Consider the following 12,750-nt stretch of genomic DNA (forward strand, 5'->3'; position numbering starts at 1 on the left):
CGCCAATTCCGTCATGCTCCGAGGTATCCCGATGAAGTCGCTCACCCTGCGCCGCCCTGATGACTGGCACCTGCACCTGCGTGATGGGGCAATGCTGGAAGGGGTGATCGGGGATACGAGCCGCCATTTCGCCCGTGCCATCATCATGCCGAACCTGGTGCCGCCGGTCGTCACCACGGCCGATGCCCGCGCCTATCGCGAACGCATCGTCAAGGCAATTCCCGCGGGTGACCGTTTCGAGCCGCTGATGACCCTCTATCTGACCGAGGACACGCAGGCCGACGATGTGGAAGAGGGCAAAAAAAGCGGCCTCATCACTGCCGTAAAGCTCTATCCGGCGGGTGCGACCACCAATTCCCATGGCGGTGTGCGCGATTTCAACAAGGCCATGCCGGTTCTGGAGCGCATGGCGAAGATCGGTCTGCCGCTTTGCGTGCATGGTGAGGTGACGACGCCGGAAGTCGATATTTTCGACCGTGAGAAGGTGTTCATCGATACGGTTCTGGAGCCTCTGCGCCAGCGCCTGCCGGAACTCAAGGTGACGATGGAGCACATCACCACCCGTGACGGCGTGGACTATATCAAGTCGTCCAAAGCCAACCTCGCCGGTTCGATCACCACCCACCATCTCATCATCAACCGTAACGCCATTCTCGTTGGCGGTATCAAGCCGCATTATTATTGCCTGCCCGTCGCCAAGCGCGAAGAGCACCGGCTGGCGCTGCGGGCTGCCGCGACTTCGGGCGATGCACGCTTCTTCCTCGGCACGGATTCCGCTCCGCATGTGGACCCGCTGAAGGAATGCGCCTGCGGCTGCGCCGGCATCTATACCTCGATCAACACCATGAGCTGCCTTGCCCATGTCTTCGAGGATGAAAACGCCCTCGATAAACTGGAAGCCTTCGCATCGCTCAACGGCCCGGCCTGGTATGGTCTTGCGCCGAACGAGGAAACCGTCACGCTGGTCAAGCGCGAGGAAGCGGTGGCCTTTCCTGAAAAAATCGAGACGGGCGCCGGGCCGGTTACCGTGTTCGATCCGATGTTCCCGCTCCATTGGGATGTGAGTTGATTTTTTAGTAACCGCCGGCACTGCCGGCGGTTTTGTTATGGTCCCCAGGCATTCGCCCTTCTGTGCCGCCTGCGGATACCTGCAATGCTGAACCGAGATGTTGTGCTTTCCGAAAACCGATCCGGGTTTTCGGAGCGATAAACCAAGGCCGAAAAAGGAGAACGCCTATGAACCATTTCACATTCACTGACCGCGCCGTCGTTGCGGAACTGGTTGCGAAGATGTTGTGGGAAATCAAGGCGGTCCACTTCAATTCCGAAAGCCCCTACACCTTCGCTTCGGGCATGAAGAGCCCGGTTTACATCGATATGCGCAAGCTCATCTCCTTCCCGCGCATCCGCTCGGCGGCGATGGATTTTGCGGCGGCGGCGGTGATGCGCGAGGCCGGTTTCGAGAAGTTTGACTGTGTGGCAGGCGGCGAGACGGCGGGCATTCCCTTCGCCGCTTTCCTTGCCGAGCGCCTCGGCCTGCCGATGATCTATTGCCGCAAGAAGCCGAAAGGCCATGGCCGCAACGCCCAGATCGAAGGCCATATGCCGGAAGGCGCACGCGTTCTCGTCATCGAGGATCTGACGACGGCCGGCGGCTCGATGTTCACCTTCATCGATGCCATCCGTGCGTCGGGCGGCATTGTCGATCACGGCATCGCGCTGTTTTATTACGGCATCTTCGAAGAGGCTGAAGCGCGCTTCGCCAACGGCAATGTCAAGCTGCATTACCTGACCACCTGGCGCGATGTTCTGGCGGTTGCCCGGGCTGAAAAACTGTTCGACGAAAAGACCCTCTCCGAGGTCGAAGCCTTCCTCGATAACCCGCTGCCGTGGTCGGCAAAACGCGGTGGTGTCAGCGAATTGCCGCAATCTTAATTTCGGATGCGGCCAGCCCGGTTTTGCGGCTGGCCTTCCGATCGATCTTCGTCTAAATCGATTTAAGTCCATTTGATTTGCTGTTTTGAGGAGGACCGTAATGATCCTGTGTTGTGGTGAAGCCCTGATCGACATGCTGCCCCGGCAGACGACTCTGGGTGAGGCGGGTTTTGCCCCCTATGCAGGCGGAGCGGTCTTCAACACGGCGATTGCGCTTGGGCGTCTCGGCGTTCCATCCGCCTTCTTCACTGGTCTTTCCGATGACATGATGGGCGATATCCTGCGGGAAACCCTGCGCGCCAGCAATGTCGACTTCAGCTATTGCGCCACCCTTTCGCGGCCGACCACCATCGCCTTCGTGAAGCTGGTGGATGGCCATGCGACCTATGCCTTCTACGACGAAAACACCGCCGGCCGGATGATTACCGAGGCGGAGCTTCCGGCACTGGGCGCGGATTGCGAGGCGCTGCATTTCGGCGCGATCAGCCTCATCCCGGAGCCCTGCGGCAGTACTTATGAGGCGCTGATGACACGCGAGCACAAAAGCCGCGTCATCTCGCTCGATCCGAATATTCGCCCCGGCTTCATCAAGGACAAGCAGTCCCACATGGCCCGCATCCGTCGCATGGCGGCCATGTCGGATATCGTGAAATTCTCGGATGAAGACCTTGCCTGGTTCGGGCTGGAAGGCGATGAGGACACGCTTGCCCGCCACTGGCTGCACCATGGTGCGAAACTGGTCGTCGTCACCCGTGGCGCCAAGGGCGCGGTGGGGTATAGCGCCAATCTCAAGGTTGAAGTGGCCTCCGAGCGGGTGGAAGTGGTCGACACTGTCGGCGCGGGTGATACCTTCGATGCCGGCATTCTCGCCTCGCTGAAAATGCAGGGCCTTCTGACCAAGGCCCAGGTTGCCTCGCTGACGGAAGACCAGATCAGGAAGGCTTTGGCGCTGGGCGCGAAAGCGGCCGCTGTCACCGTTTCGCGGGCGGGCGCGAATCCGCCCTTTGCGCATGAAATCGGTTTGTGATGAGCGCGGTTGAACCATTTTGAAAAGGTGGTTCAACACTCTTCCCGGCTTTAAAGCCGTAAAAAACCGTTATTTCGATATTATGAAGCTTGTGTCCGCTGTTTTTTCACGAAACAAGCATCGCATGAGCGTTCCCAAGTCCCATCCTTTTGATTTCGACCCGACCTATGGCATGCAGCGCGAGCAGCTGCTGGCCATCACCCCGCCCGAAGCGCCGCCGGGCTTCGATGATTTCTGGAAAAAGCGCTATCGCCGCGCGCTCGCCACGGATCCCCGGCCGGTGCTGCGCAAGAGCAGGCTCAGCGATCCCCGCTGGCATGTCCTCGATATAACCTACACCTCCACCGGCGGTTTTCGCATCGGCGGGTGGCTGCTTTTGCCGCGCGAAGGGCAGGTGCGTCGCGGCCTCGTTGTGGGCCATGGTTATGGTGGGCGAGGGGAACCCGATTTCGACGTGCCGGTGGAAGAAACAGCCTTGCTGTTTCCCTGTTTTCGCGGGCTTTCGCTGAGCGCGTGTCCGCCGATCTCGTCCGACCCGGCGCTTCATGTTCTCTATAATATCGACAGGAAAGACGACTACATCATCGGCGGCTGCGTCGACGATCTGTGGGTTGCCGTTTCCACGCTCATCAGCCTTTATCCCTGGCTGGAAGGGCAGGTAGGTTACAGCGGCATTAGTTTCGGCGGCGGCATCGGTGCCCTGGCCATCCCTTTCGACGAGCGCATAGACCGCGGTCATCTTGTCGTACCGACATTCGGACACCGGCCGTTCTGGCTGACGTTGCCGACCGTCGGCAGCGCGGATGCGGTTCAGACCTATCAGAAGACCCATGCCAACCTGCTTGAGACGCTGCGCCTGTTCGATGCCGCCTGTGCCGCCACCCGCATAAAAGTGCCGATGCTGATCGCGCCCGCGCTTTTCGACCCGGCGGTCGCACCGCCCTGCCAGTTCGCGGTGGCCAATGCGCTGCCAAAATCAAAATTTAATGAAATATTCATCCTCGACGCCGGGCATTTCGATTACCCTGACAGCGCATCGCAAGATGCGGTCCATAAGGACAAGGTCAGACGGTTTTTCAAGGTACCATGAAACGCGAATATCTCCGCTGGTATAGTCAAAGGCTCCATCGCGACATGGAGCTGCTAATATTCGGACATTCCGGCGCCAAGGTGCTGATGTTTCCCACCCGCGACGGGCGTTTCTTCGAATATGAGGAACTTGGTCTTGTCGGCAGTCTGGCCGACAAGCTGGAGGCGGGCCACCTTCAGCTCTATTGCATAGAGGGGCTGGCCAGAGAGACCTTCTACGCGGCCGGGCATCATCCCGCCGATCGCATTCGCCGGCATGCCGCCTTCGAAGACTATATTCTGAACGAAGTGCTGCCGCTGATGGCCGAGAAAAACCCGAATAGCGATACGATCGTGCAGGGTTGCAGTCTGGGTGCGTTTCAGGCCGCGAGCCTCGTCTTCCGCCACCCGCATCTTTTTCGCAAGCTCGTCGCCTTTTCCGGCCGTTATGACCTGACGATGAAGGTGGAATCCTTCGGCGATCTGTTCGATGGTTATTACGACGACGATGTCTATTTCCACATGCCGAGCCATTTCCTGCCGGGCCTCGCCTGCCCATGGCGGCTTGAACACCTGCGCCGCATCGACATGGTTTTCACCATCGGCGATGCCGACCCGTTTCTGGACAACAATCATCACCTCAGCCGGGTTCTATCGGAGAAGCATGTGGGGCATCGGATGCATGTCTGGGATGGCCGCGCCCACCGGGCGGGCGCGTGGCGCAAGATGGCGGCGCTTTATATTTGAGCCGCCACATTAAAAAAGCCGGAGGTGTCTCCGGCTTTTTAGATCGCGGTCGTAACGTCCCTCAGCCCGCCAGTCCCGCCAGCGCCTTCACCAGCCCCTGCGTCGAGCTGTCATGGCCGGCTGCACTTTCCTTGCCTTCCACGACGGGAAGCAGGCCGGTCGCCAGTTCCTTGCCAAGCTCCACGCCCCACTGGTCGAAGGAGTTGATGCGGAACAGCACGCCTTCGACGAAAACGCGATGCTCGTAAAGCGCGATCAGGCGGCCAAGGGCAAACGGCGTCAGCTTGTCGTAGACGAAGGTGATGGAGGGGCGGTTGCCGGTGAAGACGCGATGCGGCGCGATGAAATCGGCAAGTTTGTCTTCCATGCCCTTGGAGGTGAGCTGGGCTTTCGCTTCGGCAAGCGTGCGGCCCTTCATCAGCGCTTCCGATTGCGCCAGGCAATTGGCGATGAGAAGCTGGTGCTGGTGGCGCAGTTCGGGCTCGAAACCGTTGGCCGCGATCATGAATTCCGCCGGAATGACGCTCGTGCCCTGGTGGATGAGCTGGTAGAAGGCGTGCTGGCCATTGGTGCCGGGCTCGCCCCAGACGACCGGGCCGGACTGGCCTTCGACGGGCGTGCCGTCGATGGTCACACCCTTGCCGTTCGACTCCATGTCGAGCTGCTGCAAATAAGCCGGGAAACGCGACAGCCGCTGATCATAGGGCAGGATCGCGCGCGTCGGATAATTCAACACGTTGCGGTTATAAAAGCCGATGAGGCCGAGCAGCATCGGCAGGTTTTCGCGGATCGGCGCTTCGCGGAAGTGCCTGTCCATGGCATGCGCACCATCCAGGAACTTGCCAAAATTATCCGGCCCGATGGCGATCATCAGCGGCAGGCCAATGGCCGACCAGATCGAGTAGCGTCCACCAACCCAGTCCCAGAAACCGAAGATGCGGTCGCTTTCGATGCCGAAGGCGGCAACCTTTTCCAGCGCGGTGGAAACGGCGGCGAAGTGATGCTTGACAGCTGCCTCACCCAGTTTCTCAGCGATGAAGCGGCGCGCGGTGGCGGCATTCGTCATGGTTTCGATGGTGGTGAAGGTCTTCGACGCGACGATGAACAGCGAGGTTTCCGGGTCGACAAGCTTCAGCGTGTCGGCGATATGAGCGCCATCGATGTTCGAGACGAAATGCGCGCGCGGGCCGTCATGGAAAGGCGCAAGCGCCAGCGTCGCCATCACGGGGCCGAGATCGGAACCGCCAATGCCGATATTGATGACGTCGGTAATCTTCTTGCCGGTCGCACCCTTCAGCGAACCGGAGCGGATCGCATCGGCAAATTTGCCCATCGCGGTGAGAACGGCGTTCACGTCAGGCATCACGTCCTTGCCATCGACGAGAACGGGCGTGTTGGAACGGTTGCGCAGCGCGGTATGCAGCACGGCGCGGTCCTCGGTGAAGTTGATGGCCTTGCCGGAGAACATCTCCTCGCGCTTGGCCTCGACGCCGCCCTCGCGGGCCAGCGTCTCGAGGAGCGTCACGATTTCTTCATTCACCGCGCATTTGGAATAGTCCATCAGCAGGTCATCGAATTTCGCGCTGAAACGGCTGAATCGTTGGTCATCGGCCGCAAACGCGGCGCGAAGATCGGTTGCGGCTGTGCTGCTCGCCGTTACTTTCAGTTTTTCGATGGTGGCCTGCATCTTGTGCTCCTCGGCTTCCGTGGAAGGATGAGGAAACTATTCTTTTTCAGGCGGCCAAATCAAGGCGACTTTGATAAAAGAAAAGGGCCGCGATAAAAGAAAAGAGCCGGTTTCCCGGCTCTCGTCATTGGCTTCGAAGCGCTCAGTTCAGATTGCGCAATTCGCGTCGCAAAATCTTGCCGACATTGGATTTCGGCAGTTCGGTGCGGAACTCGATGATTTTCGGCCGCTTGTAATTTGTCAGGTTCTTGGCGCAGAAGGCCTTGAGTTCCGCTTCCGTCAGCGACTGGTCCTTCTTGACGACGAAAAGCTTGACGGTTTCGCCGGAATGTTCGTCGGGAACGCCGATGGCGGCGCATTCCAGCACGCCCGGGTGGCTGGCGGCCACTTCCTCGACCTCGTTCGGATAGACGTTGAAACCGGAAACGAGGATCATATCCTTCTTGCGGTCGACGATCTTGGTATAACCGCGATCGTCCATGAACCCCATGTCGCCGGAGCGGAAGAAGCCGTCTGCCGTCATGGCTTTGGCGGTTTCATCCGGCCTCTGCCAGTAGCCGGCCATGACCTGCGGTCCGCGAATGCAGATCTCGCCGACTTCGCCTGTCGGCAGGCTGTTACCGTCCTCGTCGCGAATATCGATTTCGGTCGAGGAAATCGGCAGACCGATGGTGCCACTGAATTCCGTCGAATCGAGACGATTGACCGTTGCAACGGGCGATGTCTCGGAAAGACCGTAACCTTCGGCAATCGGGCAGCCGACGATCGAAAGCCAGCGCTCCGCAACGGGCCTTTGCACTGCCATGCCGCCACCGAGAACCAGAATAAGCGACGACAGATCGAGCTTGCGGAAATCCTCATTATTCATCAGCGCGTTGAAAAGCGTGTTGATGCCGGGGAAAATATGCGGCTGATAATGCGTCAGCTCCTTTACGAAGCCGGGAATGTCGCGCGGATTGGCGATGAGCAGATTATGACCGCCGAGCGCAATGCCCATCAGCGAATTCACCGTCAATGCGAAGATGTGGCAGAGCGGCAGCGCGCAGATGAAGTTGAGAACTTCCGGGCGGTCCTTTCGGCCGTTGAAGGCGGCGTCCAGCCACAGGCTGATCTGAAGCTTGTTGGCCAGAAGATTGGCATGGGTGAGAACCGCACCCTTGGATACACCGGTTGTGCCGCCGGTATATTGCAGGAAGGCGATGTCCTGCGCCGTAAGGCTGACCGGCTTCAGCGAAAATCCCTGACCTTCCTTCAGCATCGCCTTGAAGCTAATGGAACCGGGAATGGTGTAGGCGGGCACCAGTTTCTTGACCTTGCGAACCACCAGATTGACGATATGTCCCTTCAGGCCGAGGAGATCGCCCATCGCCGCGACGACCACATGCCGAACCGCGGTTTTCGGCACCGCCTGCTGGGCCACATGGGCGAAGTTTTCCAGAACAAAGATCGCCTTTGCGCCGGAATCCTTGAGCTGATGTTCCAGCTCGCGCGGTGTGTAGAGCGGATTGACATTGACCACGATCATCCCCGCCCGCAGGATCCCGTATACCGCGACGGGATTTTGCAGGATATTCGGCATCATCACGGCAACCCGGTCGCCTTTTTCCAGCCCTCTGGATTGCAGCCAGGCAGCGACCGCGCGGGTTTCAGCGTCCAGTTCCCGATAGGTCAGGGACTTTCCCATGCTGGAAAAGGCCTTGCGGTCGGCAAATTGCGCACAGCTCTTTTCGAGAAGTTCGACAAGGGAGGCATGGGCGGATGCGGGGATTTCGGAAGGTACGCCCGGCGGATAGGATGCCAGCCAGCGCTTCTCTGCGCTGACATTTTCCGGGTGTCCCAAGGACAGTTCACTCATGCTTCTCCTCCCAGAGTCTTTGTCGCGCCGCGCATTCCTTGAAACGCGTGAAGGGCGCTTTCGGCTGCCTGATGTTCACGAAGCTCCCGCATTCAGCCGGCTCAATCGGCCGGGTTGAGGGAACTCCCTGTGGCGTCACCGGATCGACCGCTCCTCTCGCTCCCCGGTGACGAATGATAGACGCGTAATCCCTTGACGTCCATCTCGTCGGCAAAGCCTATTTAACTCTAACGTAAACGTCAATATTGCTGCCGCACATCTCGCCAACTCGTGAAGGGAAAAGCATTTTGCCCGGCTTTTTTGACTTTAATCCTGATTTGAGCGATCAACATAATTCGCAAAGCAGGGCAGGATTGGAAATGGCAGGCAGGGCAGCGCTTGAACTGAAATCGGTCGGGAAGAGATTCGGCGATACGGAAGTGCTGTCCGATATCGATCTTTCCGTCGAACGCGGCGAAATCATTTGTCTGGTGGGACGCTCCGGCTGTGGAAAATCGACCTTGCTGCGCATCGTGGCGGGCGTGGAGACGCCGGACCATGGCAGCGTTTCCCTGAACGGCGCTGCCGTTGCCGGCCCCGCTGTTTTCGTCGAGCCGGAAAAGCGCAATATCGGTTTTGTCTTTCAGGATTATGCGCTGTTTCCGCATCTGACCGTCGAGCAGAATGTGATGTTCGGTCTTCGGTCTTTGCCGAAGGTGGAAGCCCGCCGCCGCGCCGCAGAGATGATCGAACATGTTCACCTGCAGGAACTGGCGAAACGTTATCCGCATACGCTTTCGGGCGGCGAGCAACAGCGTGTGGCGCTCGCCCGCGCGCTTGCCCCGCAGCCCGGCCTGCTTCTGATGGACGAACCCTTTTCCAATCTGGACAGGGGATTGCGCGACAGCGTGCGCGAGGAAACGCTCGGCCTGTTGCGGCAACTGGGCACGACGGCGATCATGGTGACGCATGATCCGGAAGAGGCGCTTTCCGCAGGCGACCGTGTGGTTCTGATGCAGCGCGGGCGCATCGTGCAGAGCGGCACGGGTTACGAAATCCACGATCATCCCAAAACCCGTTATGCCGCCGATTTTTTCTGCGCCTTCAACAAGATCGAAGGCCGGGTAAGACAGGGTCGCGTCGAAACGCCGCTCGGGCTTCTGGGCGACGCGTCCGATCTGCCTGACGGTCTCGCCGCCATTGCCTATGTTCGCCCAAATGCGATTTCGATCATCGAGGACGGTGCGGCGAAAGAAGGAATTGCCGGCGAAATATCGAGCCGTGTCTTCCTGGGGGAGATCGAGCAGCTTGGCATAGCCGTGCCCGGACTGTCGGCCGATCTGCGTGTCAGGACAATGCAGCGCACACCCGCCAGGACGACAGCGGTGCGTTTCGGTATCGATCCCAAGGGAGTGCTGATATTTACTGCAAGTTGAGTGAGCGGATTTGTATGTTTATTTCCGCTCCATTTTCAACTCTTGGTGATCGAATCCGCGCGAAAAACAGAGAAATAAAACTTGATTTGGGTCATCAGGTATGATGTCTGCTCCCTCTATATTGCCGCTATCGGAGAGGGAGACAAAACATGACGAAATTTACCAGATTTGCCCTGCTTGCCAGCACGGTTGCCTTTGCAGCCGGAACGGCCAGCGCTGCGGAACTCAACATCTACACCACCCGCGAACCGGGCCTGATCCAGCCGCTTCTGGAATCCTTCACCGCCTCGAGCGGCGTCAAGGTCAACACCGTGTTCCTGAAGGACGGTCTTGCCGAGCGCGTTCTGAGCGAGGGCGCAAGCTCGCCTGCCGACGTTCTGATGACGGTGGATGCCGGCAACCTCGTCGATCTCGCTGAAAAGGGTGTCACCCAGGCGGTCGAATCCGAAACCTTGACCAAGGCTATCCCGGCTGAACTTCGTGATGCCAAGGGCCATTGGTTCGCGCTCTCCATGCGCGCCCGCGTTCTTTATGCGGCGAAGGATGTCGATCTCGCCTCCTTCAACTATGAAGATCTGGCGGATGCGAAGTGGAAGGGCAAGGTCTGCATTCGCGCCGGCCAGCACCCCTATAACACGGCGCTCTTTGCCGACTACATCGCCCATTACGGCGCTGCGGACACCGAGAAGTGGCTTGCCGGCGTCAAGGAAAACCTGGCCCGCAAGGCAGGCGGCGGCGACCGCGATGTCGCCAAGGACATCCTCGGCGGCATTTGCGATATCGGCATCGCCAACTCCTATTATGTCGGCCTGATGCGCTCGGGCAAGGGCGGCGAGGAGCAGGTGAAGTGGGGCGACGCCATCAAGGTCGTTCTGCCGACCTTCAAGAATGGCGGCACGCAGGTCAATATCAGCGGCGCTGCCGTGGCCAAGAATGCACCGAACAAGGCGGAAGCCGTCAAGCTGCTGGAATATCTCGTCTCCGACGAAGCCCAGAAGATCTATGCTGAAGCCAACTACGAATATCCGGTCAAGCAGGGTGCGGCTCTCAACGAGATCATCGCTTCCTTCGGCACGCTGAAGATCGATAACAAGCCGCTGACGGAAATCGTCTCGCACCGCAAGCAGGCGAGCGAGCTGGTCGACAAGGTCGGTTTCGACAAGTAAAGGCCAATCAGCGATAACTTGGTGAAAGGCGTTCGCATCTGCGGGCGCCTTTCCGCGTATTTTCTGAAAGCACATGAATCCAGACGCCATCCAGCCACTGACACCTCGTGCCCGAGCCAGGTTTTCATCCTCCTTCTGGTGGCTGTGCCTCTCCGTGCTGGCGGTCTGCGGCGCTATGGTGCCGGTTCTGGCGCTTGTATCGCAGGCGTTGCAGGGTTCTGAAGGCCTGTGGGCGCATCTCGGCTCGACCGTGCTCTGGACGGCGCTTCCGGATACGGCGATCCTTCTCGCCGGGGTCGGGCTGCTGGCCGGTGTCGTCGGAACCTATGCCGCCTGGTTGGTCACCGCCTATGATTTTCCCGGCCGCAAAATATTGGAATGGGCGCTGCTGCTGCCGCTGGCCATGCCCACCTATATCGTCGCTTACGCCTATCTGGATATTCTGCATCCCATCGGACCGGTGCAGGGCGCGATCCGCTGGCTGCTCGGTTATTCCAGCCCGCGCGAATTTCGTCTGCCGGACATAAGGTCCATGACGGGCTGCATCGTCCTTCTCGGCTTCGTGCTGTTTCCCTATGTCTATATTCCCGTGCGCGCCATGTTCCTGACGCAGGCGGGCAACCTGCTGGAAGCGGCACGAACGCTCGGCGTTTCCAGACGCGCGGCCTTCTTCAAGGTGGCGGTGCCGCTGGCGCGCCCGGCGATTGCGGTCGGCATCAGCCTTGCCCTGATGGAAGCGCTGAATGATATAGGCGCATCGGAGTTTCTGGGCGTCCGCACGCTCACCGTTTCCGTCTACACCACCTGGGTCACGAAATCCGACCTGCCGGGTGCGGCGCAGATCGCGCTTTCCATGCTGTTCATCGTTGTCGCCCTCGTGGCGCTTGAGCGCTGGGCGCGGCGCAAGCAGCGTTATGCGGTTTCGGCGCAGAAAAGCAGGGAACTGGAGCCGCTGCGACTCAACGGCCTGAAGGGCTGGGCCGCTTTCGTACTCGGCGGCCTGCCGGTCCTGATCGGCTTTGTGGCGCCGGCCAGCTATCTCGTCATCGAGGCATGGAAACGGTTCCGTTTCAGCGGCCTCTCCGCCCGCTTTGCCGATGAAGCTCTGAACACCATCGTCTTTGCCGGCCTGGCGACGGTTATCACCCTGATCCTCGGCCTTGCGGTTGCCTACGCCATGCGTCTTGCACCGGGGCGTCTCTCGCTCTGGTCCTACCGGCTTTCGACGGTCGGATATGCGGCCCCCGGCACGGTCATCGCCATCGGCGTGCTGATCGCGCTTGGCGGCTTCGACCGGTTTGTCGACCAGACCATGCGTGACTGGTTCGGCATCTCTACCGGCCTCATCTTCATCGGCAGCGGTGCGGCGCTGATCTATGCCTATTCGGCGCGTTTCCTCACCATTGCGGCGGGCGGTGTGGATGCCGGCCTCAGCCGCATACCGCAATCCTTCGATCACGCCTCGCGAACGCTCGGACGATCCGCGACGCAGACATTCCGCCAGATTCATCTGCCGCTATCCAAGGCGTCGCTTGCGGCAGCGGCGCTGCTGATCTTTGTCGATTGCGTCAAGGAGCTTCCCGCCACGCTTCTGTTGAGGCCGCTGAATTTCGAAACCTTCGCTACCCATCTTTATGGCGAAGCGGCGCGCGGCACCTATGAGGAGGCGGCAATCGCAGCGCTGGCAATCGTCGTCATCGGCATGCTTCCGGTCATGCAGCTTGCAAGGATCGGCCGGCGCAAGGGCTGATATCGAAGCCCTGTCCGATAAATGACGGGCGCAAAACTGTGCGAGAGGCCAATAAGCTTCAAATCCCGCCAGAAAACGACAAGCATCCTGCCTTAATCCT

At 59.6% G+C, this 12,750-nt stretch carries 10 protein-coding genes; 8 read left to right on the forward strand and 2 right to left on the reverse strand.

The window, feature by feature from the left end:
* Window positions 1–31: 31 nt before the first annotated feature.
* The 5 genes from pyrC to L904_RS01685 all read left to right on the forward strand — a co-directional run bounded on the left by pyrC (window position 32) and on the right by L904_RS01685 (window position 4,777).
* Window positions 32–1,069 (forward strand): dihydroorotase, encoded by a 1,038-nt coding sequence (gene pyrC / locus L904_RS01665; RefSeq protein ID WP_035265162.1) that lies wholly within the window; start codon window positions 32–34, stop codon window positions 1,067–1,069.
* Window positions 1,070–1,236: 167 nt separating this feature from the next.
* A complete protein-coding gene (locus tag L904_RS01670) occupies window positions 1,237–1,935 on the forward strand; it encodes an orotate phosphoribosyltransferase (RefSeq protein ID WP_035265048.1) in 699 nt (232 codons plus the stop codon).
* A 100-nt stretch (window positions 1,936–2,035) separates the two neighbouring features.
* Window positions 2,036–2,962 (forward strand): carbohydrate kinase, encoded by a 927-nt coding sequence (locus L904_RS01675; RefSeq protein ID WP_035219136.1) that lies wholly within the window; start codon window positions 2,036–2,038, stop codon window positions 2,960–2,962.
* A gap of 124 nt (window positions 2,963–3,086) precedes the next feature.
* Window positions 3,087–4,052 (forward strand): acetylxylan esterase, encoded by a 966-nt coding sequence (locus L904_RS01680; RefSeq protein WP_035265165.1) that lies wholly within the window; start codon window positions 3,087–3,089, stop codon window positions 4,050–4,052.
* Window positions 4,049–4,777: an esterase family protein gene (locus tag L904_RS01685; protein ID WP_035265050.1), complete on the forward strand. Its 729-nt coding sequence runs from the start codon at window positions 4,049–4,051 to the stop codon at window positions 4,775–4,777. Before L904_RS01680 ends, L904_RS01685 begins: the two co-directional genes overlap by 4 nt.
* Before the next feature lie 61 nt (window positions 4,778–4,838).
* Here L904_RS01685 and pgi read toward each other — a convergent pair whose 3' ends face one another.
* The gene (pgi, locus tag L904_RS01690; RefSeq protein WP_035265053.1) at window positions 4,839–6,464 is read right to left on the reverse strand and encodes a glucose-6-phosphate isomerase; all 1,626 of its coding nucleotides are present in this window, start codon (window positions 6,462–6,464) and stop codon (window positions 4,839–4,841) included.
* Window positions 6,465–6,606: 142 nt separating this feature from the next.
* The gene (locus tag L904_RS01695; RefSeq protein ID WP_035265056.1) at window positions 6,607–8,319 is read right to left on the reverse strand and encodes a long-chain fatty acid--CoA ligase; all 1,713 of its coding nucleotides are present in this window, start codon (window positions 8,317–8,319) and stop codon (window positions 6,607–6,609) included.
* 359 nt (window positions 8,320–8,678) lie between these two features.
* On the opposite strand from L904_RS01695, the gene L904_RS01700 reads away from it, so the two are divergent.
* From L904_RS01700 to L904_RS01710, 3 genes are all read left to right on the forward strand, one after another.
* On the forward strand, window positions 8,679–9,734 hold the full coding sequence (locus L904_RS01700) for an ABC transporter ATP-binding protein (protein WP_020810552.1): 1,056 nt from the start codon (window positions 8,679–8,681) through the stop codon (window positions 9,732–9,734).
* A gap of 149 nt (window positions 9,735–9,883) precedes the next feature.
* The gene (locus tag L904_RS01705) at window positions 9,884–10,900 is read left to right on the forward strand and encodes an extracellular solute-binding protein (protein ID WP_003503602.1); all 1,017 of its coding nucleotides are present in this window, start codon (window positions 9,884–9,886) and stop codon (window positions 10,898–10,900) included.
* Window positions 10,901–10,973: 73 nt separating this feature from the next.
* A complete protein-coding gene (locus L904_RS01710; RefSeq protein WP_020810553.1) occupies window positions 10,974–12,650 on the forward strand; it encodes an iron ABC transporter permease in 1,677 nt (558 codons plus the stop codon).
* The last annotated feature ends 100 nt before the right edge of the window (window positions 12,651–12,750 follow it).

Origin of the sequence: Agrobacterium sp. LY4 (assembly GCF_001526585.1) — a bacterium.
GTDB classification, from domain to species: domain Bacteria; phylum Pseudomonadota; class Alphaproteobacteria; order Rhizobiales; family Rhizobiaceae; genus Agrobacterium; species Agrobacterium leguminum.